The 25753-nt window shown below is 57.6% G+C and carries 18 protein-coding genes and 1 pseudogene; 13 read left to right on the plus strand and 6 right to left on the minus strand.

Features of this window, described 5'->3' with window-relative positions:
- Positions 1-179: 179 nt before the first annotated feature.
- The 5 genes from ACFFNA_RS23720 to ACFFNA_RS23740 all read left to right on the plus strand — a co-directional run bounded on the left by ACFFNA_RS23720 (position 180) and on the right by ACFFNA_RS23740 (position 7484).
- Positions 180-1145 carry a hypothetical protein gene (locus ACFFNA_RS23720; protein ID WP_378922016.1) on the plus strand — a complete coding sequence of 322 codons (966 nt, stop codon included), beginning with the start codon at positions 180-182 and terminating at the stop codon, positions 1143-1145.
- Positions 1123-3039 carry a hypothetical protein gene (locus ACFFNA_RS23725; RefSeq protein WP_378922018.1) on the plus strand — a complete coding sequence of 639 codons (1917 nt, stop codon included), beginning with the start codon at positions 1123-1125 and terminating at the stop codon, positions 3037-3039. The genes ACFFNA_RS23720 and ACFFNA_RS23725 overlap by 23 nt, the downstream gene beginning before the upstream one ends.
- A 427-nt stretch (positions 3040-3466) precedes the next feature.
- Positions 3467-4657: a hypothetical protein gene (locus ACFFNA_RS23730; protein WP_378922020.1), complete on the plus strand. Its 1191-nt coding sequence runs from the start codon at positions 3467-3469 to the stop codon at positions 4655-4657.
- A 10-nt stretch (positions 4658-4667) separates the two neighbouring features.
- Positions 4668-5861, plus strand: a complete 1194-nt coding sequence (locus ACFFNA_RS23735) for a caspase family protein (protein ID WP_378922022.1) — start codon at positions 4668-4670, stop codon at positions 5859-5861.
- Positions 5862-5870: 9 nt separating this feature from the next.
- Positions 5871-7484 carry a hypothetical protein gene (locus ACFFNA_RS23740; protein ID WP_378922024.1) on the plus strand — a complete coding sequence of 538 codons (1614 nt, stop codon included), beginning with the start codon at positions 5871-5873 and terminating at the stop codon, positions 7482-7484.
- 594 nt (positions 7485-8078) lie between these two features.
- On the opposite strand, the gene ACFFNA_RS23745 is transcribed toward ACFFNA_RS23740, so the two are convergent.
- The gene (locus tag ACFFNA_RS23745) at positions 8079-9689 is read right to left on the minus strand and encodes a hypothetical protein (protein WP_378922026.1); all 1611 of its coding nucleotides are present in this window, start codon (positions 9687-9689) and stop codon (positions 8079-8081) included.
- A 1834-nt stretch (positions 9690-11523) separates the two neighbouring features.
- On the opposite strand from ACFFNA_RS23745, the gene ACFFNA_RS23750 reads away from it, so the two are divergent.
- The 5 genes and pseudogenes from ACFFNA_RS23750 to ACFFNA_RS23770 all read left to right on the plus strand — a co-directional run.
- Positions 11524-12024 (plus strand): hypothetical protein, encoded by a 501-nt coding sequence (locus ACFFNA_RS23750; RefSeq protein WP_378922028.1) that lies wholly within the window; start codon positions 11524-11526, stop codon positions 12022-12024.
- 379 nt (positions 12025-12403) lie between these two features.
- Positions 12404-13228, plus strand: coding sequence for a thermonuclease family protein (locus tag ACFFNA_RS23755; RefSeq protein ID WP_446685977.1), 825 nt, complete (start codon positions 12404-12406; stop codon positions 13226-13228).
- A gap of 368 nt (positions 13229-13596) precedes the next feature.
- A complete protein-coding gene (locus ACFFNA_RS23760) occupies positions 13597-14112 on the plus strand; it encodes a hypothetical protein (RefSeq protein WP_378922032.1) in 516 nt (171 codons plus the stop codon).
- Positions 14113-14144: 32 nt separating this feature from the next.
- Positions 14145-14759: a uracil-DNA glycosylase family protein gene (locus ACFFNA_RS23765; protein WP_378922033.1), complete on the plus strand. Its 615-nt coding sequence runs from the start codon at positions 14145-14147 to the stop codon at positions 14757-14759.
- An 825-nt stretch (positions 14760-15584) separates the two neighbouring features.
- Positions 15585-15752, plus strand: a pseudogene (locus ACFFNA_RS23770) (tyrosine-type recombinase/integrase); the annotation flags it as partial.
- Between the two features lie 277 nt (positions 15753-16029).
- Here ACFFNA_RS23770 and ACFFNA_RS23775 read toward each other — a convergent pair.
- On the minus strand, positions 16030-16566 hold the full coding sequence (locus tag ACFFNA_RS23775) for a TniB family NTP-binding protein (RefSeq protein WP_378922035.1): 537 nt from the start codon (positions 16564-16566) through the stop codon (positions 16030-16032).
- A 256-nt stretch (positions 16567-16822) separates the two neighbouring features.
- Here ACFFNA_RS23775 and ACFFNA_RS23780 point away from each other — a divergent pair, with 256 nt between their 5' ends.
- The 3 genes from ACFFNA_RS23780 (at position 16823) to ACFFNA_RS23790 (ending at position 19704) form a co-directional block, all read left to right on the plus strand.
- A complete protein-coding gene (locus ACFFNA_RS23780) occupies positions 16823-16957 on the plus strand; it encodes a hypothetical protein (RefSeq protein ID WP_378922037.1) in 135 nt (44 codons plus the stop codon).
- Between the two features lie 75 nt (positions 16958-17032).
- Positions 17033-17233, plus strand: a complete 201-nt coding sequence (locus tag ACFFNA_RS23785) for a hypothetical protein (protein ID WP_378922039.1) — start codon at positions 17033-17035, stop codon at positions 17231-17233.
- Positions 17234-17304: 71 nt separating this feature from the next.
- Positions 17305-19704 (plus strand): hypothetical protein, encoded by a 2400-nt coding sequence (locus tag ACFFNA_RS23790; RefSeq protein WP_378922041.1) that lies wholly within the window; start codon positions 17305-17307, stop codon positions 19702-19704.
- A 219-nt stretch (positions 19705-19923) separates the two neighbouring features.
- Here the strand turns inward: ACFFNA_RS23790 and ACFFNA_RS23795 are convergent, their stop codons facing one another.
- The 4 genes from ACFFNA_RS23795 to ACFFNA_RS23810 all read right to left on the minus strand — a co-directional run bounded on the left by ACFFNA_RS23795 (position 19924) and on the right by ACFFNA_RS23810 (position 25658).
- A complete protein-coding gene (locus ACFFNA_RS23795) occupies positions 19924-20973 on the minus strand; it encodes a hypothetical protein (protein ID WP_378922043.1) in 1050 nt (349 codons plus the stop codon).
- Entirely contained in the window at positions 20970-22178 is a 1209-nt protein-coding gene (locus ACFFNA_RS23800; protein ID WP_378922045.1) for a hypothetical protein, read from the minus strand. The genes ACFFNA_RS23795 and ACFFNA_RS23800 overlap by 4 nt, the downstream gene beginning before the upstream one ends.
- A gap of 280 nt (positions 22179-22458) precedes the next feature.
- On the minus strand, positions 22459-24339 hold the full coding sequence (locus ACFFNA_RS23805) for a cell wall hydrolase (RefSeq protein WP_378922047.1): 1881 nt from the start codon (positions 24337-24339) through the stop codon (positions 22459-22461).
- Positions 24336-25658, minus strand: a complete 1323-nt coding sequence (locus ACFFNA_RS23810; RefSeq protein WP_378922049.1) for a peptidoglycan-binding domain-containing protein — start codon at positions 25656-25658, stop codon at positions 24336-24338. Before ACFFNA_RS23810 ends, ACFFNA_RS23805 begins: the two co-directional genes overlap by 4 nt.
- Positions 25659-25753 lie beyond the last annotated feature (95 nt).

Raw genomic sequence — 25753 nt, forward strand, 5'->3', positions numbered from 1 at the left:
GGAGAAAGCCAGAACCTTGACCCTCAACCCCGAACCGAAACATACATGAAAGGCGGGTCAAATCTCGGTGGAAATGCCGGGTCAGTTCTCAGTGAAAATCAACACAGCGATGGCCGAATGGCGCGAAGGCTGATACTGGCAAAGCGATATTCATTGACGGGCTGTCGTTGACGTATCTGATGACCGTCGACCTCCTGGCGCCATTCCTTGATGCGTTCAACCAAGCCTACATCGATGTTGCCACTGAACAGCAAGCCAAGTCACTTATCGATGCCGAAGAAGGCATCCAGCGGATAGTCGAATTCATTAATCTGATCCGGCACGCTATTCGCGGGGCTTATTTGCAAGGGAAAATTGTGTTCGGCGCGAGAAATCCGGGCCGACACGAACAAGACGACGACATGCCGTCGTCCACCTTCCACCTGCTGCATGATCTGCGCGACGTAGATGCGGTCGTAATCGACGATCGGGCAATAAACAAAGAGGGATTCGCGGCCGACAGGCAGGGAAACAGGAGTCCTGTCGCGACGACGCTCGATATTCTAGCGGATTTGGAACGGCGGGGCGCGATCAGCGATCGGGAGCGCCGCCTGTGCCGACACAGACTTCGCCAGGCAGGAGTCGGTCTCGTGCCGGTCGATACCGAGGAGCTGGTGATTGCGGTCCAGCACGGCAGGCCCGGTCACGGCGCGGAGTTCAGAGCGATCCGGGAAAGCCTTGACCTTGCCATTCTGCGCGAGTTGCCGCAGTTCCCTGCCGAGATCCGTTGGCTCGCAAGCTGCTGGTCAGCAATCAAGCACGCGATCATCCAGGTATGGGAAGTGGAGCCAGATCCAACTCGCGCTTCATCGTACGCGGACGCTCTGCTGGCGACCTTGCCGGTTCCGGATGATTGGATCGGCAGGTGGAAAGATCCCCCGCCGGGGTGGAGCACGGCTGTCGAGACGGCCATGATGAGCGGGCTCCTGATTCCCGTCGAGTTGTCGGACACGGCACTCAACAATTATCTCAACTGGGTTGACAAGAAAGTTGTTGGCGGCCTGCACGAAAGGTCACCGCGCACTTATAACGCCATCGTCGAGCACGTTAAGACATTCGTGATGGCCATTTCGGAGGAGAGTAATGATATCGATCTCTCCGAGTAAACTCCGGCGCATGAAGGCGATGTACGCCCTTCAAAAGCTTCCAACCTCAATTCGCTCTGCCGTCCTGGCCGATGGCGAACTCGCCCGCGTCTTCGGTATTTCCCTTGAGCGGCCTGTTCATCTCGGCGACGTGGAAGTTGTAAGCTTCGAACAGCTTGTTGGCGCGTTTCGAAAGATCGTGGACGGGAAGAAGGGCGTGAAGCTGACAAACCAGTCGGGAACGGAGGTCGACGCGAAACTCAACCTTGCGAGTGACGGCGCGATGATCGTTGAGTTGCCGCAGCATCGCTTCCGTTTCAATTTCGCCAGTCTTCTTGCGACAAAAAAGGTACGGCGCCTGGCCGCCTTCGACGAATTTGCGTCGAGATTCTCACTCCCCGCCGGTGGGCAAGCCCAGGCTCGAGCTCGATTATCCCGCTCGAAGCTTGATGAGAAAGCTTTTGTCGAAACGGTCGATCTGTTCTCGGCAAGCCCGGAGCTTTTTGCGGAAGAACTGCGGGTGAAGGCTGAAGCGAGAGAAGATATTACCCGAGAAGATTTTTTTCCTGAGCATTGCGGCTATTGGGATGCTCTGATCCCAGCGCCTCGGGAAGCGGGCAATTTGAGTGAATACGTTGCAGCGGAACTGACAGACGAGTGGCGGCGTCGTCTTGGCGTTAGTCCTGGTCGGGCCATTCAGTCGTTGATCGGAACGTGCGCATCTGTGCGACTGACGCCGGTGGGGTTACTTAGTCTCGCCGACCCGGATGACGTTGCCGTCGCCATAACGGACAACATCCCTGGGTCGAGTCCGTACGCGTTGGTCGGGATGTTTGAGGTCTGCGCTTCACTGTCAGCTTCGCAAGGCCGGTTTGCCGATCTTGGTGAAAGGCTTCTCGTCGAGCTGGTTGGCGATATGAACCGGTTGGAGAATTCGTGTCGGGTCTATGCGGCTGCGTTCGTCGTCACCACTGCCTACCTGGCGCAGCATGAGATACTCAGAGAACGGCCTGCCTATTGGCGTAAGATCGCCGCCGCAGCACATGCGAGCGCGATCTTTATGGCCTTCGCCAAAATGGAGTTGCGTTACGATCAAATTGTGCCTTGGGCTATGAGGCTGTCCGGAAATGAGTTTGTCGTCTCAGTATTCTTGGGCTTTTTTGAGCAGCCTTTGTGGCGGCCAGAGTGGATCAATCCACGCTACCTCGTGGCCGACATAGTCGGTCGAACTCTCAATGCTGTTCACACTGTGCGTGACCATGTGGCCACAGAATGGAAGCCGCATACAGAGAAGGCCCGCGCGGCGATTTCGGAGCGCGGGATGGAATTTGCCATGTTTTTTCCTTCACTGCTGGAGGGAGAGCGGAAGGCAGCCTACATGGACATGCCCGCGGAAAGTGGCATCGGGGAGAAGTTCCATCAGTTTTGCGAGGAGCCGAGCATGGAAAGGTTCCACCCGCTGACGGATGTGCTTATGCACTTTAACATTCCCCGTCGGGGGCATGAGGCGATCAAATCGTTGCTAGAGGGGTTGCAAGGCGGGAGCCTAACGTCGGACAAACGTCCCGTGATCAACGGCTTGTCGACGCTTTCTCAAATCGCCGCTCGCGACCATGACACGAGCCTTGCCGAATCTATAGCCAATGCGGTGATTGAACTCTCTGCCGATGAGGCCAATAGCAGCCACCCCAGCGAGGCCGCGTGGCGGATCATTGAGTGCGCAGGTGCGCAGCCAACGAAGCAGGCGCTCCGTGCTTGGCTTGCGGAGAAGCTGGAACGACTAGCCTTCGCTATTCCGGCTCCCCCGTCCATCAGTGAATTGCCTGAGCTGATATTGATGATGCGAGCCTTTGATCCGGCACTCGGGATTTTATTAGCGCGAGCCGGAGCAGCAGCCCGGTTGGCTCGGTCCTAAATTTCGCGACGGATGGAGCCTAAAATTCGCCTTGGACCGACCCATATTGCCAAGCGTACTATGACATCCAGCCGAAGTTGTCACTGTGCCACCGCCATGCTCGCGGCCCGACGAGGTCCGGGTACGAATGCGGCCATCAGTTTCAAACTGACTCACTGCCACCGCCATCGCTGAACCCATGCCACGATTCAGGTTCGTTGTGGGACCAAGCTGTTGCCGCCGGCGAAAAAGCTTCCGGGACCATAGAAATCACAAGTTAAGGTGTGAGCGGCCGGTAATTGTCTGCCGACGCGCCATCTCGTCAGCCGTCTTAGAGCGACATGGTGTAATTGCTTCCCCTTCCCTGTACTTTATTGTCATTTTCCAGTTGTGAGACGACAAACTCCGGCCTACAGCTGATTCTGGCAATGGCAAGGGGGAGTCAGGGGTGCCAATAGTCTTTGTTCATGGCGTCAACAACCGCAAAGAGGACGCCGGCTTTCTAGACGATCAAGCGCGCAAACAAGAATATTTGAAGACGCTGCTTGCTGGGCCGCTCGGCCTCGATGTCGAAAAAACTGCGATCAGTTTTCCCTATTGGGGAGGCGACGGGGTGAAGTTCTTATGGAACCAGGCCTCCCTTCCTGGTGGTGGTGGTGTGGAGGCCCTTGCCGTCGGACAAGCGAATGCCGAAATAGACTTGCGACTTCAGGAGGCCCGCGAACAGGCCGGAACTGACATGGTCAATCTCGGCGATCTCAGTCGCGCCAAAGGATTCGCGGAGGCAGTCGACTTGGTGTGGGACACTGCTTCTGCCACATCAAACTCCTCGCAAAATGTCGAAAGGATCGCCGCTGCATATGAAGCCTCGCAGCGCTATCTGCAATCGAACCCCGCGCCTGCATGGGCGATGAAAACCCCGCCCCTATCGAACGCCGAGTTTGTTGACGAACTCATGAAGGGGATAAAAGCACATCCAGACGGCGATCCAAAACTCGAAACGCTCAGCTTGAGTGTCTGGCTTCAGTCGACTCGGGAAGCTTTGGCACGTCTGGGCTCGGCTCCCGGCGACGCGATCACGGCTGCCACCCTCTCGCTCGCAAGGAAGTCACTGCACACAAAGGCTTCTCGGTTCTTGGGGGATGTGTTCGTCTACCTCAGAAACCGCGGCACGGCTGCTGTGCCCGGACCGATCGTCAATGAGGTCCTTGGGGCGCTGCGAACAGCCGAAGCAGCAAAGAAGTCTGGCGATGACAAGCTGATAATTATAGGTCATAGCCTCGGGGGTGTCATCGTCTACGACATCCTGACTTATTTTGCGCCAGACCTTAAGGTCGACTACCTCGTAACGGTCGGCTCGCAAGTCGGCCTTTTCGAAGAAATGTCACTCTTCGGCAGGGTGCTTCCGGCGGGAATGCCCACAGAACCGAAGAAAGATCGGATTTCGCCCAACCCGAATGTCGCGGTGTGGCTGAACGTCTTCGATACAAACGACGTATTTTCATTCTGTGCCGAAGGCATCTATCAGGGTGTGCAAGATTTTCAGTACGACACCGGCTATGGGATGCTCGAGGCACATGGCGGGTACTTTGCCCGGCCGAGCTTCTACAAACGCTTGCGGATGCGTCTCGCGCAGTAGAGAAACCTAGATGAGCCTGGTTTTTGAATCGCAAGCTATCAAAGGTGACCCTACTGCCGCCGCAACGCATGTACTGTTGATTGGCTGTGGAGAGTACCCAAGCATCGCCAAGGCCGGATACGGAAGCCTCAAGCCGCTGTCGTCGCCGAGGCTCTCGGTGGACGCCATCGCGAATTGGTTTTTAACCGGCGTTGATGCCTTGCCCGCAGGTCAAGCCAAAGATTCGAGCGAGGCATTCTTCAATAGCGAGGCGCCCCTTGGATCCCTGGCGATGCTTACATCACCAAACAATGCGTTTGCGACGCCGTTTGGCAGCTCCATCACGCCCACCAGACCGACAATCGCCAATATCAGAGCAGCGTACCTAGCCTGGCTAGAACGGGTCGCGCTCAATCCAGGCAGCCGCGGCGTATTTTATTATTGCGGTCACGGCGTCAGCGACGGATTGACACAATATCTCGTGGCAGACGATCTCGGCGAAGATCTTAACAATACCTGGGATGCCGTATTCCACTTGACGAATACGCTCCAAGCCTCCATTCGAAAGGCTAGGGCGAGTCTTTTCTATTTCATCGACGCTTGCATGGAACTCAGCGAAGAGATGATCAACCAGATCGACTCACCACGAGCTCTTTTAGGTGGGAAAAGGACCGGTACCCCCACGACGAATGAATGGGCGATCCTCCGCGCCACCACTGCCAACCGCGTAGCCTACGCACCCGAAGGCGGTGTCGCCAAGTTTACGGCAGCTCTTCTTGCGGCACTTAAAGGGCATTGTGGCCTTCAACATCCAAGTGGCAACGGCTATGGTGTCGGGATTGCAAGTCTGCGAGAAGCTATCTCAGCATTCTTGGAGTTTGAGCAGCCGGACGCCGGCGACGATCGTCAAAAGGTTGGAGCCACCGAGGGTGACGGCACTTGGACTGTCCCAATGCACATCCAAGCCAAGCGTCCTTCCATTTTGCTGGAATTGGACGTCGTGCCGCTAGGTTTTCGGCCCGTGGCGCAGGCCTTCATGGAAGATACCGCGCAAGCTCGCGATATTAAGCCACTTGCAGTCGGTCCCGCCCAATTTGTTCGGGAGCAAGGAGAGTGGACTTATGGCGCGAACTCAACTGATTCCACTTCGTTTCCAGAGCAGGTCCTGAGTAAGCAATTTCTGACGCAGGCCGCATTCCGGCGCCGCTTTACGGTCTCGTCCTGAGAGGATCACGTGACAGATCTGACAGTTTACATCACCGCCTATAGCCAGGACGATCGGTTTCTAACTTTCCCGGTCGACGTTTATTCTCCCGTCGGTGACCTTGTCGCTTCGGGAATTGCCTCGCCAAACCGGCCTGGCAGTTTGACATTCGCAGACGGCAAACGCGGCCCGCTAGACAGAGTGCACGTCTTTATAACGCCGCCTAGCGGGGAAACCGCCCAGCAGATTGTGGAGCTAAAGAGCGGCAAAGGCGAAGCCCATTTCGACATTAGGGGCACAGTGCCTACGAAATGGCTTGAATGGGTCACGCCATTTCATCCGTTGGATCACCTGGTCAGCAACACGCAGGCTGTTATTGCGAGACGCCGCCCGATCGGCAAGGTTTGGATGACCTTATGGTCGTTGTTGGATGGACGATGGCAGAGCAGGTCACTTCATGCCGAAAATCGCCTGAGTGATCGCAGCGGCGTTCAGCAGATCACTGTTGCCGTACCTGACAACCCACATTTGCTTCAAATCGGCGGAGACGAGTTCGGCTGGCGGTTGGTGACCCTACCGCCAGCCCAGCGGGTGCGCGTTGCGTTGACACGAAGCGCACGCGAGAAAGGTGACACGATTGATGTCACGGTATCCCGTGAACAGCCGGACAATGAGATTCTTCTGGCGTACCTTTCGGGGGGCGCGGTCACTGAGGCGAACCGGCTTGCTGACATACCGGAGATGGCGGACCGCCTCTTGGAAGAGAAAATCAATGATCCCATCTCGGCGGTTGCAGCGGGATATTTCCTTCTGCGAATCAACAAACTGGCCCAACGCACAGACTGGGTCAGGAACCTGATGAACTGGTTTCCTGCAATTGCCGACGGCGCAATCCTTTCAGCGACGCTGGCGGCACAGACAACAGGTGCAAAGGACACCGAAATTCGTAAAAGCATAGGTGTTGCTCTCGACCGTGGCCTGCCGATCTTCGCGATCGGCGCAGCACTTCTTCACCGCACAATGTCTGCGGTTCACCGCGGGCGCCATGAGACGAAGACGTTTCACCAATCTTACTTGGCCCTGCAAGCTTATGTCAGAGCCGCATCCCCTTTGGGCCCGTATTTTGCTTTTCGGGGGTTGAGTCCCGCGGAGCCGACATGGGTCTCAATTTTTGGCCAAGAAGACAATCCTGGCTTCGGTCTGAGCAGCGATGGCACACCGCTTCAGCGCCTCGTCTATGCGCGACCTGCCACGGTTCGCGGGCGTTACGGTCGAACCGCTGTCCAGCTGCCCCTAGCCCCCGTGAGCGCCAGTGCAGAAACCGAAGTCCAGACGCAGGCGGTGTTGGGGCCTCTACCGTCTTCAGGAACCCCCGGCGTGCAGATACGTCCTCTGGGTCGACAACGGAACGGCCGTGGGCTTCCATTTCGCGAGACCACCTTTCTGTCTCACCTCTCTTTGCCGACTGAGCGTTCAGTCACACCGGACCGCCCATCGTCTGGTTCAAGGAAATTCGCAGCGCCGATTGGTTTGAGGGACGAGGCTATCCCTGACGGGATTGGCCCTCCTCCGCCACCAAGGCAATCGGAGCGTTATTGGAGGGAACAGCGCGAAGCGAACGCCGTCACTGTCTTTGAGGACTAGAGGGGCTAGCAGGCACCGCGCTTTGCACCGACACGTTGCGAGATTAGCGGATGCGAATGCGTCTGCAGGTCTAAACAATTGTCGCCCGCCGAGATAGGCCCATGTCATCCGCAAACCTGACCGCCATTATCGATCTGTGTGATGAAATAGCTAAGGATGACCGGTGACAAAACCTGGCTTCCGCGGCGCCCATCTGCGATGGCCCTTCGACCGGGATAGGCGGCCGTTCAGCGTACGTCTGGTCGAACCAACGGCCTACCACCCCAGTTCACATGCCGCAATTTTCAATGCTGCATTGACTGCAATGCTAGAGCCAGTTCGTCGACCGCTTGACACCTATGACGCGGGAGCTCCGACCTTCAATAGCCGTCACTTTGACCTTATCATGATAAAATTGGTTGCGGGGACTGGATTTAAGCCTGCTTGCATCGTCTCCGACATGCCTGGAGTAGGAGGAAATGCCCGGGATAATTCCCCAGCCGGGAACGTCGCGGAGGTTGCAGCCAAGTGCAAGGGCTACGGCTGCCATTGATGGTATGGCTATTGAAACGGCACATCCCGATGCTGCTGCTGACGTGTCAGAACGCCGGTAATCTAACTGCGGCCTGCTTGAGTGCTCGGCGTGCTGGTGAAGATCGTCGTAGGAAATTTGCTGAAGAGCGCTGGTTCACCGTACTCGCCGCTAGCCAACCTCACATTGCTTTCAATCAAGTCAGGCTTCCCGACTCCAAGGGCACGGGGGTAAAGGCGCACGAGAACCGATATCGGTACCCGGATGGATGCCGCGTGTTCCCATGCTTTCAGTCTGTCCATCAAATTCCGGCTTCGCCTGTCCGCGATTTCCTCGCGCGCACCCTCGTGGTAGGCGAGGTAGACAATGCCGAACTCGCCCGGTGGAATTTGGCCCATCGCGCCGCCAAAAAGATCAACAGGACTCCATGCACGTTTGACAATGGCTTTCGGGGCATCGTTTCTCCAGACCAGAGCCAGCGGTGACCGCCACGCGTCAATCAATTCGCCGTTCATTTCGACGGTCCGGACGATCAGGCCATCCCACTCGGGCAGGTCAGGATTCCAACCAAAGGCTGTTTCAAGTAGGTCGGGGCTACGTGCCCTCATTTGGTTTCCAAAAAATATCGTCTGCGGCATCGGATGATAGGCAACCGATCCCCAAGGATATGCCAAGGCGCGCTCCGGATTGGGCGCCAAGCGCTGGCTGACCAGCCGGGCTACCACCTCGTCTTTCGGGCATGCCTTCGCTTCCACAGTCAGAGTCAGATCAAAGCGGCCTCTAAGTCCCTTCTTTCTGGCTTCCGTTTCTAAACGGCCGAAAATGTCTTTCATGTCCGCCTCTTCGTTCAGCTCATAGTCCGAAAGCGACCTCTTTCGCTTGCATTCGATAACCATGGGATAGGGATCGTGACACCGGATGTCGGGGCTGGCTTCCGATGTCTCGGGCAAGAACTCGACCCTCCTGCCCATTTCCGCGCATCGCGCGGCGACCAGCAGCTCAAATGCGGTCGAGTCTACTTGGTCGCTCGGTCCTGTCCAAAGGCGCGGCAGTCTCGTCGCGTGCCCGCCTACTTCCCCAAGCCAGCCGAGATATCTGCCAAGTTGCACCGCTTGCGGCACCAGGGTAGCCCCAGCAAAATGATCGAAGCTCGGGCGTTCGAGTAGGAAATCATTGGCCGTGGTGATCATCTGAGCCAGACGGTGCTGGTCCGGAAACTCGCTCTCCCGGCGAAGGCCTTTTGTGATCGACAGAAGGTCAGATTGGCTCGCGCGTGTTCGCGGGTGCGCTGCCAACCAGTGTAGGGGAAGAAGGCCTTGGAGACTCTCGAGTGACCGCGCCAAGTCATTTTCGATCCAGTCGGTGACGCGGGTTTCTTCAGCCCGGAGACGGTTGCGCCGAAGGTCTTCGATGTCACCGATAGGATACTCTTCATCCTCGGTGATCGCCTCCAGAACCTCATCCGGCAGCCCACTTGCTTCCCGCAACGCGGGTCCGAGCGAAGAGAATTGCCGGTGCAAGTCCTGGGCTACCCCCTCGACCCGCTCCATTTCCACCCGGTCAGCGTCACTGCGGCTTTTCATATATGCACGCCGCGCTTTGACGACTAAAGGCATTACTGCCTCGAGCTGGCTGTTGATCTCGTCAGCTTGCGCGAGAATTTCGCGGAATCGGGGATTGAGTTCATCGGACATGGCCGACGATATCACGCGGCGAAGACCTTGCTTAAGCTATATGGACTGGCCCTTTCGAGTCTGAGTGCCAAACCAGTTCGAAAGCGGCTAGATTTATTGCACCGGATTGTGAATGCTCCACCGCCTAAAAGGCGGTGGCTTCCCTCAATGACCCACATTAGGCGATAAGCGGGCGTACAAAACGTGGTGCGCTTATAAGTTCGTGCTGACGCGCTATCTGGCGCAGAGGCCCAGAAGTCGGTGTCTTCGAAGCAATAAAAGAACCGACTCTAGTATCCCGCTTTGTCCATAAGCACCCGCAATTCGGGCTGAGGCGCGACCCAGAAAGTTCGAAAAGCTTCCAAGAACCCCAGTCGATGGCCAATTGTAGAACCGTCTGTCGACGGCTTGGGGCCGTTTATGGACGGCTCTCCGTTGGCAAGGGGTTCGTTGAGCACTGCCGTTGCTGGTTGGTGCGGCCATGTATCCGACCTGTAGGTGCGGCCTTTCATGTGCCGCTGGCCATAATGCCATTCGCGCGGCCCTGGTCCCGATCGGTGCCGCGGTTTGGATTACCCCTCCCCCGCGCCCAAGGCTGGGACAGCGGAAAGCCTGCTATCCTTCTATTGTTATATCGTAGGCTCGTCCAAATGGTGGACCGTTGTCACACTCAATCTGCAGGCCTCCAATGGTTCGGCGGGCGATACCATTTTCCATGGTCTTGTCCTCGCGCAAACAGGCCTTTGCTTCGGACAGTATTGCATCGGCTTTAAGGCCACTGAGAGAGGCCACGATTTTCGAGATGACGCTAAAGTAGGAATACGTGGGCGGGCGGATCGGCTCTGGTGTAGAACGATATGCCCCCAACCTTTCCGCTCCCTAGCGTGGCAGAGCTCCTGCCGTCTGCGCAAAATAGGTCAATCTCTGACGCGTCGGGGTGGACAACGGAGACTATCCCGACGGCCGAGATTGGCCCAGTAGTTGCACCCACCTGCCAGACGGCATTGGCAGCCACGTCCTCGCAGGTCGCTGGTACTGTTTGCTTGCCAGCCGTAGGAAGCACGTTTGGATTTAGAGTATCGGCAGCGCTGGACGCTGTCAGCCTTTTGCCAATGAAGTTCGTTGCTGCGAATGACAAGGGCGCGGCCAAGCCGACTAACAGAACGACAGCAACTGTTTTGGGACGCACCCTCAAGCCCATCACTCTTTTCCACTTTAATTTAGCGGCAATGAATGTAGCACCTCAGCTACAAGCCCACCAGCGTGCGTCGCGGCGGCACGGTGTTCCTACAACGTGTGAGGGCCGTGCGTGTCCTGACGCCTCGCTGCGGCCTGCAGGCAGCGTTTCTGAACCCGCTCGCGGAATAGGTCGAGCTCGCGCTGCTTCTCGTCTTCTCGGGCGAGCCTGTAGACCTCTGGAAGCGGTTGCCAGTCGGCCGGCGCGGAAACCCCAGTGCCAGATGCCGACGACTTCCGAGCCGTCAAACCAAGTCGAAACGTTGAGCTTGGCAAAATGCAGCACGCGGGCCGCCCACCGAACTTTTTCGATGTCGTGATCGCCGGGGCTCCTTCACCTACGGGGTCCAGCCCTTGCCAGGCCTCTTAGTCAACTCGCTGTCGCGCACGCCGCGCCTCGTCGTTGGGAACGTCGCGGGTATTGCATAAGTCTCGGCTTATACGCAAGCTGCGCTGACCGACCACTCGCTCGGGATGAATAACCCTGTATATCTCTTGAGGCTGTCGATCCTATACATTTCGGATCAACGTCCACCGAAATTTACCAGAACAACCGTCATCACTTGCAGAAATATTCACTTTAGGGGATGCTGATTTAAAGCCTTGGGAGGGCTGGGGGATGAACAGAAAAATGATGATGGCACTCGTTGCCATTGCGCCGCTGTGCGGCTGCCAAACAAGCAATCAAGCCGACTACATGCAAATTGGGTACGGGCCGAGTTTCGACGTCGCCCATGCTCAGTGCGAAATGCAAAAGGGATCGGCAGACCAAGGTTATCTTGCCATCGGGTCGCCAGCCTTTGTTGCGGGAGCCGGAATCGGCAATGCCCTGGGCAACTTGGCTGCAGAAGATCAGTACATGAAGAATTGCCTTATCATAAGCGGTTGGAAGCGCTCGCCGCACGGACAGGGCGCTGCGGCTACAGCAGCCGTAGCTGCCGGAGCGCAGCCGACACCCTATGGGGTCCAGCGCGCACCTGGCAGCTGGATCAATACGGCGCTGCTGGACTGGTCGGACGCGAACAACAAGTGTGTCACCGGCGACAAAGCGGCGTGTGGAACTCGAGCAAAACTTGGTGCCCGACTAAGAGCCGCTGGCGTCAATCCGGCGCCCGTATGACAATTGAAGGCAGTCTCCAGTGCGCCTGGTTCGCTTAGGTCCATTTACGATAACCCTTTGCCTGCTCGCCGGCCAGGCGCTTGCGGGTCGGGCATACGACCTCGTGGCCCGCCTGCCAGAGGCTGATCGGCTTAGCGCCCTCCAATCCATCATCGTGAACGCTGACGCCTGCACGGACGCCAGTAGGATGATCTACATGGGGGATTCAACGGAGTCTGAGGCCGGCTACTGGACAATACGCTGCGCCGAGGGCGACTACATGCTTGAAATCATGAATGCAGGGGATATGCAAACGAGGGTTCTCAAGTGCTCGTTGGCGGAGGCTCTAGGCCTTCGTTGCTGGCAGCCATTCTAGTGAAAAAACTTTTTGGGGATGGTCGTGGACAAATACCGATACGACAATCGCTCTGATCACTGGCGAAAGCGAACGGGTGCCAAGCATAGTCGTGCGCGCCGATGGGCAAGCGTGCCGCTACGTCTGATCTTGGTGACTGCGGTTGCGGTTGGCGCTCTGGCCGCGCAGACCGCCATCCAGCACAGCGAAAGTTTGCCAGAGATCAATGCATCAAACTTGTTCGGCTCGAAGCCGGCGCCGATCGCCGGTGTTGCGTCTGTGATCGACGGCGACACGATCGAGATTCACGGGCAGCGCATCCGCTTAAATGGCATAGACGCTCCCGAGAGCAAGCAATATTGCGATGGCGCCAAAGGGTTCGAATATGCTTGCGGCCGACGAGCAGCCGAGGCGCTCGACGGGTTCCTTGCGACCTCCAAGCCCGTGCAGTGCTCCTTTGTCTCCTGGGACCGCTACGGCCGCTTCGTAGGCAATTGCAGGCGTGCTGACGGCGCCAGTGTGGCATCTTGGATGGTCGAGCACGGTCAGGCCTTGGATTGGCCCCGCTTTAGCCACGGGGCCTATGCCGGGCAACAAGCGAAGGCTAAGGCGGCTAAGATCGGGCTCTGGGTCGGAAGGTTTCAAGCGCCTTGGGACTGGCGTGCGGGGCATGCGGACAAGGCACCTGCGGTCAGTCAACCGCTCGGGATCATCAACAACCAAGTCGCGCAGAGCTATTCCTGCCAGCCGCGACGAACCTGCCCTCAAATCAGTTCGTGCCAGGAGGCGAATTGGTATCTGGCGAACTGCCCGTGGGGTGGGAAGCTCGATCGCGACAACGACGGCATACCGTGTGAGAGTTTATGCTGAGCGTCGCACGAACGAGAGCAATGCGAGCGCTATTTCTATGCGCCGGAAGTTGCGCCACGGCTACCGTCAGCATGGCAGGCGAACCCACCGTGATATCGTGCCAATTTGAGCATTTGCCGCCGATGCTGATGATCGTCCGCGGCGGGATGGGTGCGAATGACAACTCCCTGCAAATCGGCCAAAAGCCGCCTATCCCATTAAGCATTGGTTCGAGCTTGATGCTAGCCGAAGTTGGAGTTCAAGAGTTTACATTCTCATTGCGGTTGCCCGCATCGGTGTCGATTTCGGCGTCCGGAAACGATACCCTCACGTACTATGGAGAGTGCATCAGTTCGCTTCAGCCATGAGAAGCCAAGAGGGAAAAAACCATGCTGACGGAGCGCGAGCGCAGAATGGCACTGGGTCTATGGGGCGAAAGCAAGGCGTTGACCCTATTGAAGAGAGCCGGGTTTTCAAATGTTCGCGACATGAACGCGGAGAGTTTCAATCATCCCTTTGGAGACATTTACGCAGAACGTGACGGCGAGCCTCACATGATTGGCGTGAAGACCCGCAACAAGTATCAGGTCACTGGACTCCTTAACTCGACTTACAATGTCCGAAAGAAGGGAGCCGACGTGCGGGGCATCGCAGGCCGCCACAACGCACAACTCGCGTGGGTAACCATCCAGGTTATCCCAGAGATACAGGTGATTTGGAGCTACTTTGGAACGATCGCTCAAATTGAAGATTGCGGCGAACGCTTTTCAATCCCCATGAGTGCATCGGCGACAACAAGATACGTGTGCCTCACGAATGAGGAAAACGATTCCGCAATTAACCCCGAGTGGTCGAACGGTGGCTACGGACGGAGCCGCGAAGCGGGTACGGGCAGCAGTCGGTAGGATGATGAAACGAATAAAAAGGGGGAAAATCTGTGGCTTTCAAGACACCTTCAATTCCACCGTCGGTTGGCAAAATCTATCATCCACTTTACAGGAACATATTCTCCTACAGCCTGGGCAATAGACACCTCTGGGGAACGGAGACGTTGCTCGGCGATTGGGACGGCGAGCACCTTTTAATCGCGAAGGACTTCTACCCGGCGCAATACATCGATGAGCGCCTAGAAGCTGGTGATCCAAACCCCTACAGCCACAACCCCAAGGCACCGACGAACAAAAACCTTATTAAGACGCTTCGTCATTTTGGCCAGCTACGGGATGGTTTTCAGAATACATCGTGCAATTTCCTGTACGTCTCGGCCTGCTTTCTCCTCCGCAACGACGGATTGAAGCGCGGCGAGTTGCCGGACGCACAGCAAGTGCTTTCGATTTCCGCGCCAGTTGTTCGATTGACGATGGATCATATGCCGAAGCTGCGGAAAGTTGTTGCGATGGGAGGCGACGCCGCGCGCGCGCTCGGTGCCTCCGGGCTCTACAGCGAGATCAAATCACGGAAGCTGTCTTATTTCGAAGTCAGCCACCCCGCGCGTGCGTTATCGAACGTCGATCGATTTGCCGAGTGGTCGGCTGTTTTTGGGAAGCACTAGCGAGGCCCGGGCGGCCTAGGGGGGGGCGGGCACAAAGCTGCCTCAACCGAAGCGGTCGGCAAGATCACGGTCGCATACGTCGGCAAGGACAAACGTAGCGCGATCATCGCAGTGCTCCCGCGAGCCAGTTGCTCAACAGCCGTCGGGATCGCTTCGAGCTCCAATCCAATCAGGTAGGTCTGATCGATCGCGACCTTGTATTCGCCTCGATCGATGAAGTCCCCCATTTCCTCATAACTGATGTCATCGCGGATTGGGGCGCCATTTGCTCGTGCCTGCTTCACCGAACCGTCGAAGCGATCCTTGTCCTCCAGATCATTTTCATCACGCCTTTGACGACTTTCAAATGAAAATTCTCGGTCATTGACCTGAAACGTGGATGTTCAGCTTATGGTGAAGTTGTAGGGCCATGCTTAGCGACCGATTTCAGGCGCCAAGCTGCCACTCACATTTGGATACCTGCTGACGCGCACTATGAGGAGGCACCAGGAAGTCGATGTCTCCCAAAGCCGTCATAAACCGAATTTAGTATCCCGCTTTGTCCATAAGCACCCGCAATTCGGGCTGAGGCGCGACCCAGAAAGTTCGAAAAGCTTCCAGGAACCCAGGCAAATTAGACGCCGTATCGGACAACAAGCGGCACGGATATCGCAGCGAACGTACGCGATGGAACGGTCAATATCATCGGCAAAAGAGCGTCCAAATAGGCTATCGGCGGCTCCGTCGTGGGAACGAAAAAAGAAGAGAAGCAGAACTTTCGTGTGCGATTTTTGCACACAGTCTCTCGCAACTATCTGATATTACTTATCTATCTGCCCCATCCATCATTTTCATGACTTGCGGCACGAAGGGACCAGCCGCCTATTCGAGGCGGGATTCACGATCGAACAGGTAGCTCTGGTGACCGGGCACAAGGACTGGAAGATGTTAAAGCGCTACACCCATCTCAAGCCGGAAATGCTTCACAGTATCCCAGTTGCAAGGGTTGCGTAGCTGCCTCAAGTGAGATTGGTTGCAATAGTAAAGGCTGCGATCACCGGCGGCCATGACCGCCCACCTGAGGACCTAAGGTTTTGGAGACCGAGTAGCCTTCACTCATCTCGTTGTTTTACAAGCGATTTATGGCATGCAGTTATATGATGTGCAAGGATTTGTGTAAGGCAAGATAACCGTTTCCACCGGTTTCCAGTGATTTCTGTACCGCGCGGGGATCTCCCGAAATGAGGATGACGTGCTTAAGACGCCCGAATCTGTCTATGCAGTGGACGTGTCAAACACGGCGGAATATTCGGCAAGCCGCTCTTACGAGTAGCATCCATGTATCCAAGCCGAGAACGGCAGTTACTACCGTTGCCAGATGTCCGAGTTCACGGTACCGTACACGATATGTTCCGCAAGAAGTGTGCCCTATGAAATCTCCCGTTCGCCAGGTCGGAAGACCACGAAAGGCCGTCGCAGCGTACGCCGCAGTGACGGACGCGCCCCTGAGCCTGCAAAGTGGGCGGGTGATGGCGCGTGCCTGGAGTGAGCAGCTGGATATTCGACGGCGGCAGCCAGCGGCTTGGTCGTTCATCATGGTCTTGCCGTTGTTCGTCGGGCCGACCAGCAGCAGATTCGGCATCCGCATCCGCTTCGGGAACGTCAGCAGGTCCTCCATAGCCGCCAGGGCGGCGTTCGCCCGTGCATAGGCGATCCAACGATCCGTGCGGATGCGCCGGACGCGCACCTCTGTCGCCTCGTCCACGAACGGCCGGACCGCAGGGTGGAGGTGCGGATAGTCCCCGCTCACGACCACTCGACTGGCCACCTCGATTAATTCCTGCGCGCCACAGATGAGATGATTCCGCTTTAGCTAACCGCACGCTTTTCCGCGCGAGGGTTGGGAACGATGTCTATGGGGGCGACCATCTGAGGCTGTGAGCTACCTCTTAACGCCGAAGGAGACGACTGCGGACTGTATTGTTACCGTCGCTTATTTGGGCACAAGTTTCCATCAATAGAAATTTAGCTTGATCTAAAGTTCAAAACGGGCCAATACTACCCATATACGCGAGGGTCAGGTCATGGACTTCATCGAGCGAATATTCGGCATATCCCCCGACGGCGGTTCCGGCTCCTTCGAGGTGGCGCTGATTATGGTCCCTATCGTGATCGCGGGCCTTGTGCTGGTGGCATGGAAGCGCGCAAGGTCCGGCTGAGGCGCCTTCGAATAGACGCGGCGGTCCAGCCGCCCCGGGGCGCTATCGGCCACTCCAACGAACAGGAGGCCCGCCATGCCCGACAAGGGTTCGAAGGATTCAAAAGGCGATCCCGGCAAGGCGCGCGACGACGGTAAGCCGGGGACGAGCAAGCCCGAGCGATTGCGTCCACAGGGCGAGTATCAAGTGCCGTTGCAGCCGATGCCTCCGCCGCCGAGCGAAGAGCGATCCATTCACCAGCGCCGACCGCTGCCGCCGGTTCCGGAAAAGAAATGAAAGCCTGAATGGAGAGGGCCAGCACCGAATAGCTCCCGTGAGATTTACGAGCCGCCGAATGGAGGAACGAGATGGCCAAGGCAAGCAGCAGCCGCAGAGGTTCAGGTAGAGGCACGCGTGCCGCCGCGGCCGGCCGATTGCCGGTTCAGGCGGTTCCGCTACTTGAGGCCCCGCCCGCGATCGAGAGGCCGAAGCGGATTCACCCCCGGCATCTGCTGCCGCTGATCAGCGAGGGCGCCGAGCGCGACGTTCACAGCGTATCAAAGGAGATCAGGCTTGCGCCCGCCTTCATGGCGGCGCGCGCCGCAGGTGACGAGATAGCGGTGTGGCGCAACACCGAGCTGGCCGGCCCGGCGGCCAATAGCACCGCATCCAACGTCGGCGAGCCAAGCTGCGCGATCAACGGCGACGTCGTGCTCTACACCGGCAACTGGTACGCCGCAGTCTCCACCGACGGCGGCGCGACCTTCCAATACATGGATCCAGAAAGCGCATTCCCGCGGCCGGGCGCCAACATCCGCTTCTGCTGCGACCAGGTCGTCCAGTACGTGTCTGAGCTGGATATGTTCGTATGGCTTCTGCAGTATGGTCCTGATTCGGGCGACAATATCCAGCGGCTGGCCTTCGCCAAATCAGCCGATGTTGCGAAGGGCCGCTGGAAGGTGTTCGACATAACCACCGCCATGCTCGGCGTGCCCGGCGCTTTCCTGGACTTTCCCGACCTCGCCGTCGGCCAGAACTTTCTCTATATGACCACCAATATCTTCGCGGCGAACGACGTCGGCTCGGCGGTCGTGCGCATCAGCCTGGCCAGCATCCGTGCCGGCAATCCGACAGAAACCCATTTCGTCTCGATGGAATTGCAGAGCTTCCGCGTCGCGCAAAACACTGGCAATGTCGGCTATTTCGCCGCTCACCAGGACACAAGCACGCTCGCCGTGTTTGCGTGGCCGGAGAATGCGGCGGCTCCCACCAAGACGCAGGTTGCCGTAGCGCGCTGGCTGGGCGGCAACGGCTACATCTCGCGCACACCGGACAACCGCAGATGGCTGGATCGTGCCGATCCCCGCATCACGGGCGCCACTCGTTCCGGCAACGAGCTGTGGTTTGCATGGAGCGTCGATGCCCGGTCCAATCGAAGGGCGCGACCGTTCATCCAGATAGCCCGGATTGGCCTTCCCGGCTTCAACCTGATCGACAACGTCAACGTGTTTGATCCCGACGCCGCCACCTGCTACGGCGCGCTGTCGACCAACGTGGACGGCGAGATCGGTATCTCCTACATGATCGGCGGTGCTCAGCAGTTCCCGAGCCATGTCGTGGGATTGCTCACCGGTTCCGAAAAACATCTCATCGTTGCCAATGGCGAGCGCAGCCCGATCGGTGATCCTTCTACCGGCAAGGGGGAGTGGGGCGACTATCTGGCGGTGCGGCCGGTGCATCCTGGCGGCAAGCTGTTCGCGGCCACCGGCTACACGATGAAGGGGCCGGGTAACGGATCAAACCGCGACGTCACCCCACGCTTCGTGACGTTCGGACGCGCGCGCGATGGCGCAGGAGGGATGGGCATCCCGCCGGTGCCGCCTGCGCCGCCCCCGGCGCTGCCACCTCCGGGGATCGACGACCTCAAGGCGCCGTTCGGCGATGTCAACACTCTCGCCGCGGTGCCGGTGGCGGTCGCGTTGGCGGTCAAGGCTGCGTGTGCCGCCGAGGGGCAACAGCCCATGCCGGCCGATCAGGAGATGGTCGTCGGACTGAAGATGGTCACCAAGCCCGGCGTGGAGCGCTGGTCGATCAAGACCGGCACTGATCGCGACATCGCGCTTGTCGGCAAGAATGTCATCGGCGGCCAGAAGCTCGCCACCGGCATCGTCGAGACGACTATCGAGGAACTCAACCTGATCGGCCGGCCGGCGGACATGCGTCCGCCGACCATGCTCTTCCCGCGTTACCAGGAACGTCGGCGCGGGCCGGTGGAGTTCACGGTGTGGCGCATCGAATGCGACGTGATCGGCGTCAAGCTGGAAAAGGACGGCGACTATCACCTGGTCCTGCAAGGGGCGAGCGGCAAGATGATGGTCGGCGAAGTGCCAACGCCGAGTCCGCCCTTTATCGACTCGACCGCGCCGTGGCTGCAGAACATCAAGGACGTCAGGCGGGCGGTTGACGACAAGCTGATCGCGCCGCTGTCACCGCACGACTTCGTGCAACTCAACGACACGCTGGTGCCGCGGAACGCTGTCAGCGACGATCAATTCCTGATGCAGCCGATGGCCATGGAGAGGCTACCGGTCTCGTTCCGCACGCCGGTGGACGATGCCCTAGAGATGCCGACCTTCGAGGCGAAGGTGAAGCCGACCGCCGCGCGCATAACCGGCGTCGGGTTCTTTGACCGCATCCATGGCGCCACCGGCGCCTCGCCGCTTAACGGCATCGAGTTGCATCCGATCCTGAAAATCGAGTGGCTGTAGGCGGGAAAGACACTGGCGCGGCATGCCAAGGCGCTGCTTAGGCGGGCGGCGCCTCGTTGCGGACTAGATTTGTCCTGCTTGTGATCACAGTCTGGTGAGGGTTGTACGAGACTCCACCGCGGTAAGTCTTGGGATCACTCGCGCCCTCGCCTGACGTCTCGCACAATGCCTCGATTGTGCGGCACAAGATGTCTCATCCAGACTGATTGCGTCGAGCCACTATAATCCCTGCTTTGCGATCGCCTGGTTGACATTCTGCGCAAAGGTCGGATCGTCGCGGTACTCAACGCTCTGCCTGAGCGCCAGAAGCGCCTGTTGGTGTACCGGATCTTTCAAGGCTCCAGATGCCATACGGGTGAACGCCACCGCGACATAGAGGTTGACCCGATAGCGTCGTTCCGGATCCTCTTTCTGAGGGATGATCGCATCGACAACGGCTTTCACGAGTGCCGCTCGGCCGGGCTCATCGGATTTGTCATAGAGCATCGCTAGATGAGTGGCATACTCTCGCCGCTGATCGCTGAACAATCGCTGCCGGATCAGGTCTGTGGTGAGATCGGCTATCGTCTCCTGGAAGAGAGGCGCAACGTCCTGCTCGCCGGTAAACGCGGCGGGCAGCTCGGCAACACACCCCTTGAAGCTCGGCTCATTGAAGCTGCGCAGGGTCAACAGCTGACCGTTTGTCCGCTTGCCGAGGGCATCCTTTATGCGGTCGAGCAATCGCGCGGTATTCTCGACATCCGACTGGGCCTTGAGCTGCCCTTCCTTCAACTCGACCAGTTCTTGGATCCAGGCCGCGGTATCGCTGAAAGCGTAGCCCGCTACTTGCCGGATCACCTGCAGCAGATTGTACTGGCCGTCCGCGCCTACGTCAGGCGTATTGGCAAGATAGGCGATTACATAACATACGTTGGTATTGTCGACTACGTTGCCAAGGACCAATGTTGCCGGGCTACGGGTCTCCGACCTCAACCCGGCGGCCAGTGGAATGAGTCCGCGCACGATCTCGTCGTCGTTCTTCCACTCCCTGAACCGGCGGATGTCGTCCTGTGTACGGATCCAGTCATTAAGGGCACTGAGGTGCGTTACAAGCGCCAGGTTAAGTCCACCGGTAGAGCTCTCGTTGTTGATTTCCTTAAAGGTGGTCAACCAGCCTGCAAGCGCCTCGTCCGAGAGCGGCGGCTGGCCGCTCACGGTCTGCCCGCGCGCGAGGCCTGTGCACAGCATCAGCGCCATCGACAGGCAGATCGCTATCTTGCAAATTTTCATCGTGGTACCACCGGGTCCTCGCTTTGAACCACTAGCGATTGAGCACTAAGCACCGCGCGAATAACGACGCGGGGCACTCGATTGACGTCGACCGCATCCCTTACCGTTATGATGAAAAGACAGGAATCCTGCGACACACGAACGAGGCATTGGTCGTTTTGCTCACCGTTGCCGGCAAGGTCGCGGAAGCTGAAGTAGCTGAGGTCGGCTGCGTACTTGGTGTTACCCTGTTCCGCTGAGGCTCCGTGAAGCTTGATTCTGCCGCTATCTCCCAGGTCACGGTCGAATACAATGAACTCCAACCCGTTGTCGTCCGCTTTGCCGTAAGCGCGCTCGCCAAGCCCGGTCTCGAGATAGGCGCTCTGGACAATTTTTCGCAGCGTTTCATCCGTCAACTCCGACCGGCCCGGCTCCGGCGCCTTGAGAGCGACATTGTCAAGCACGTTGGGATCGGTGCATTCGCTCACCGCAGCGTCGCAGAACTCAAGCCTGACCCTGGTGTATTGATCATAGTCCCGGAAGACTTGCCGAATCTGATTCTGGTAGGTGATCACCCCCCAACCGAAGAATGCCGTCAGCACAGCCGCGCCGCCGGCGACCACCAGGTTCGCCGCGCCGGGGGAAATCGCCGTCGGGAGCGCACCTGGCGGTGGGTCAGGCGCCTTGGGCTGAGGAGCCTCGTCCCCCTCAGCGGGTTCCACAAGCTTTTTCGCAGAAGGCTTTTCCTCCTCGCGAGCCTGAAGCAACCGCGCCGCCAGTTCCGGGTTCGGTCCAAAGGTTCCGACGGCCTGCGACCCTGTGCCATACAACAGGATTGCCACGCCCAGCATTGCCACAAGGAACGTCAGCGAGGTATTCAGCCCTTCTTGCGATGTCAAAAAGGCCAGGGCGAGAAGCAGACATCCAAAGAAAAAATAGAACGGCGGCGACTGCAATATGTCGAGCCCCACTCTCCACCGTCCCGGGGCTGGCGTGCCAGGGACCAGTGCCTGCGACTGCGACACGATAGCTTTCAGAACTTTCTGCGCCTCGGCCGCACTGAGTGCGTTCTCATCGAGTTTGCGAACGAACTGCTCAATGTTGGCGCGCTCTTCGTCAGATACGCCAGCCAGCAATACGGCAAGGGCGCGTTCTCTTAAACGGCCGAATGTCGCATCTTCTGAACTGTCACCGTTGACCACGTCGAGCCTCTCCCCAGCGGCCATTGTCCCAAGTCTCCTTCACTGGATCATGTCAATGAAGTCCACCCAAAAGTTGCCACATGCGCCTCTTGAGCAATCGCAGGAGTTCAGCTTGCTTCACGCTATCCGGAACCATCCGGGATCGAAACGCAGCCACTGCGCTTCAGGTCGTAAGTTTTTCCTACGTTAATTATCAGACTACTGCCACGTGCGCGGGTTTGACAAGCCAGTCGCACGCAAAGCCTGAGTCCACCTAAAGCTATGTTTCCAGGCACCTCATGCAAGTGACTAAGGGATTTCGCTCCTAAACCTTAACTGCAAAATGTATATGATTTCCATGCTCGTTGATTGTAGCTTCGTCAAAAGCGAAGGGCTGGCCCTCATTGAAGTTGTATCGATTCGTCTTGCTGCCAATTTTGCGGGAATCGAAGATGATCTCGTCGATCTCGAAACGATTCACAACTGATTGTATTGCGACCTTCGGCAACAGGGACCCCGCAACATCCTCATTGCCAATGTCCACGGCTTGCCCCGTTTGATGGAAGCTGCCGCCGCCAGGCCGAACGATCGAACTTATTTCGATGAATGTATCGACAACGCTTGCCAGATGAAGAACCAGCCGCCGGAGAAGTGGAGTTGCCGAACCATCGTTTCCGGTGCCGAGCAGCATGCCCCTGAGCTTGTCTTTCGGAGGCTGGAAGCGAATCTTGCCATTGGCGATATGTTCGCGCAGAAGCTTGGTTACGTCGTCGTCGACCATCGGCGCTGACAGAGCGGCCATTGCAGAACCATCGCCGTTGAATGCATGGCCCCTGCCCGCATGAAAGATCACGTAGGATCCCGGGGGCTTGTAGAAGGATCCGTCCGGTTTTTTCGGAAAGCCGTGATAGTGCACAAAGTCGGTATCGGGATTGCCGCCTATAAATGTCGGATGGGCCTTTACCTCTGGCCCCCAGTCCGGGTTTGATGCGTGAGGATTGAAGAAATGCATCGCGCCCAAAACGACGCTTGAGCCCCCCAAAGCGCGCCGTTTCAGATGCGCGTCGACGATCGCGGACACACCCTCAGAACGCGGCAGCTCGCGCCAGGTTTTGTTTGGTGTCGCCAATACTGGTGAAAACTGAGACCTTTCGTCAATGACCGCCTGGATGGTGTTCTCGAATTCGGTGGAGTTATCGACAATCCGGTTTATCACTGTGTCGACGACTGCGCCCACCCCGTCGGTAAGCACCTGTTCCCCAAACTTCTTGAAGATCCCAACCTCCTCGCTGCACAAGCGACCAAGCGCATCGACGTCGTCAGGCTCGACCTTGATCACCACACCTTTGAAGTCGGCGGGGATATCGTTGAAACTGGCATCGGAACTTTCGGGCAGCTCGATCGAAAAATCGCGCAGGAGCGTTGCCGCCCGATCCAAACCTGCCTGCAGCGCGACCCTACAACGCTCCAAGAGCGTGGCCACAACTGCGTCGGCGCCCGCATTCAAGGTCAGAAACCCACGATTGGCCAAGAGGTCCTGCAACTCGCTTGCGCTGAGGCCAAGCTTGCCCAACTGGTCGCTTAACTTCTTATCCTGCGCAGAAGGCTCTCTAAGCGCAATCGCAGCCGTCACACCGAAGATGTGGGCCAGATAAAGGTCTAGCGATGTGACGAAGCGTTCCAGCCTTTTTGCAAGAACCTCGGCATCCTGCTTGCTCCTAAATCCCACCGCGAGTGATTGCTGATCGGGGAAGCTAAGTCCCGCTTCACGCAATCCCAATTCCCGCCCTGTGTCGGTTTCCGCGATCACTTTCCAGCTATCTTTCGTGAAGCGATAGGGCGCAAAGGCGCCTTTGTCGTCCACATTCGCCGTTATGACTCCGTTTCGCCAGTCCTCCCGGCTCTCCACGTGGGCGACCGCCAACAAGTAGCCGGCGTTCGTCTGGAGGTCTTTCGCAACGGCGACGCTTGCGGCCGCGAGTTCCTTTTCACCTATCGAGCGGACGAGCGCCGTTCCACGCAGATTGTCCGGACGCGTCCACCCGGCTGTGCCATGGTCGTCAACATTGAACCACTGCTTGCCGTCTGCAGACTTCGCCTCGCCGAGTACCGTCAATTCTGTTTCGGCAAGAACACGATGATCGGTAAGCTGGCCACCAGGAGCCGATCTAAGAAAGAACGCAAACTTCGCAATTGCGGTCGTCATGAACGTGCCCCCACTATCAGCTCATAGGTCTTGTCATCCACTATTCCTGTAAGCGGCAAGTTCTTGCTTTTCTGGAAAGCCTTGATCGCTTCACGCAAATTTGGTCCGAATTGATCATCTTTTTCGATCTTTGCCACCAAATCGGGAGAAATTTTCTCCTCGTTCATTATCGATATAAGGCTTTCCTTGAACTCGCGGACGTTCTGAGCTTCTGGAAAGAGGAACATCTCAAAGGTATGGTTGTGCCACGTATTGCAAAGCGCCTGCGATCCCTTCGACAAGATAGCCAGGCGCTGATCTGGACTATTGATGGTTCTCGGAGCATCACCGCTCGGTATTGTGACGGTGTTGGCCCAAGCAAGCTTGAACTGCGCTATTGCTAGCCTTGTCTTACTCTCCAGACCGCCGAAATCTCCGTCATCCGGCACGCAAAGCGCCTGCTGGATGAGCTTGCCGTCCGATAGATCGATTTGCCTTTCGAAATTGGTTATTGCTCCGCTGATCTTCTTGTTTCCTCTCGGCACTACGACGACGGGTGCTTCGGGGCTTTTCGGTACGAAACTTGCCTGCCCTCGCTCGTTCTCTCTCAGAACCGCATTCGGGGAAACTTGCATGCCGCCCACGGTTAGAAGCTGCGGCGCAGCCAAGTTGCTCGAGGTATCGGCGACAAAGTTAGTATTGTCGACTGCCTTGTCGATCAGCGATACGATCGTAGGCACGCGGCAAAGATCGAGGTATCCGGCGACCGCATTCATGGCCGACACCTGATTGGTGTACTCGCCGGCGCGTCTTATCGTCTGCTCTCTATAGGCAGACTGAGCCCGGTTCACCAGTTGCAGAACGCGTGATGGTCCAAGATCTACCAGACGAACGATTTGGTAGTTGTCTATAGTCGATTTGGCCAGGCCAAGGGAGGCAGCGACATAACCTATCGCTTCCAATGATGTCCCTGCGATCGACATTATGGCCATGGCCGCCGTGCCAACATCTGAGATCTGGTTGCGTGTGGCGCGCAAATTCCGTTCGGCAACAAACAGGTTGTTCAAAAAGGGTTTGCAAAGGTCCTCGTCGACATAGTCGTAGCCCCCCAGGACGACCAGTTTCCACTCAGGCGATTCCAGACCCGGCCTTTCCGGGAGGCCTGAGTACTGGACTATCGAAGCTACCACGTCGGCCCTGTTGCTAGCTGCAGCCTTCACCCGATCGGCCCGAAGGACCATCGAAGAGTCAGGGTCCGTCGTACACGAGCTGGCAAATATGATCGGCAGCACTGTCAAGATCGAACGAATTCTTTGCGTGCGGTTGAGAAGCCGTATCATTCCGTCCCTCTGTGGTCGCACTTTTAATTTGCAAAGCAAATGCTTCGCCGCCGCGGACAAAGACGACGAAATAATAGGCATTACCGCGCCGATTC

Origin of the sequence: Mesorhizobium kowhaii (assembly GCF_042431665.1) — a bacterium.
In the GTDB taxonomy this organism is placed as follows: Bacteria; Pseudomonadota; Alphaproteobacteria; order Rhizobiales; family Rhizobiaceae; genus Mesorhizobium; species Mesorhizobium kowhaii.

Excerpts from the sequence above, each read along its gene's own strand:
- ACFFNA_RS23720 (WP_378922016.1), top strand. The coding sequence starts at position 180 with ATGACCGTCGACCTCCTGGCGCCATTCCTTGATGCGTTCAACCAAGCC.
- ACFFNA_RS23725 (WP_378922018.1), top strand. The coding sequence starts at position 1,123 with ATGATATCGATCTCTCCGAGTAAACTCCGGCGCATGAAGGCGATGTAC.
- ACFFNA_RS23735 (WP_378922022.1), top strand. The coding sequence starts at position 4,668 with ATGAGCCTGGTTTTTGAATCGCAAGCTATCAAAGGTGACCCTACTGCC.
- ACFFNA_RS23745 (WP_378922026.1), bottom strand. The coding sequence starts at position 9,689 with ATGTCCGATGAACTCAATCCCCGATTCCGCGAAATTCTCGCGCAAGCT.
- ACFFNA_RS23750 (WP_378922028.1), top strand. The coding sequence starts at position 11,524 with ATGAACAGAAAAATGATGATGGCACTCGTTGCCATTGCGCCGCTGTGC.
- ACFFNA_RS23760 (WP_378922032.1), top strand. The coding sequence starts at position 13,597 with ATGCTGACGGAGCGCGAGCGCAGAATGGCACTGGGTCTATGGGGCGAA.
- ACFFNA_RS23780 (WP_378922037.1), top strand. The coding sequence starts at position 16,823 with ATGGACTTCATCGAGCGAATATTCGGCATATCCCCCGACGGCGGTTCC.
- ACFFNA_RS23785 (WP_378922039.1), top strand. The coding sequence starts at position 17,033 with ATGCCCGACAAGGGTTCGAAGGATTCAAAAGGCGATCCCGGCAAGGCG.
- ACFFNA_RS23790 (WP_378922041.1), top strand. The coding sequence starts at position 17,305 with ATGGCCAAGGCAAGCAGCAGCCGCAGAGGTTCAGGTAGAGGCACGCGT.
- ACFFNA_RS23795 (WP_378922043.1), bottom strand. The coding sequence starts at position 20,973 with ATGAAAATTTGCAAGATAGCGATCTGCCTGTCGATGGCGCTGATGCTG.
- ACFFNA_RS23800 (WP_378922045.1), bottom strand. The coding sequence starts at position 22,178 with ATGGCCGCTGGGGAGAGGCTCGACGTGGTCAACGGTGACAGTTCAGAA.
- ACFFNA_RS23805 (WP_378922047.1), bottom strand. The coding sequence starts at position 24,339 with ATGACGACCGCAATTGCGAAGTTTGCGTTCTTTCTTAGATCGGCTCCT.
- ACFFNA_RS23810 (WP_378922049.1), bottom strand. The coding sequence starts at position 25,658 with ATGATACGGCTTCTCAACCGCACGCAAAGAATTCGTTCGATCTTGACA.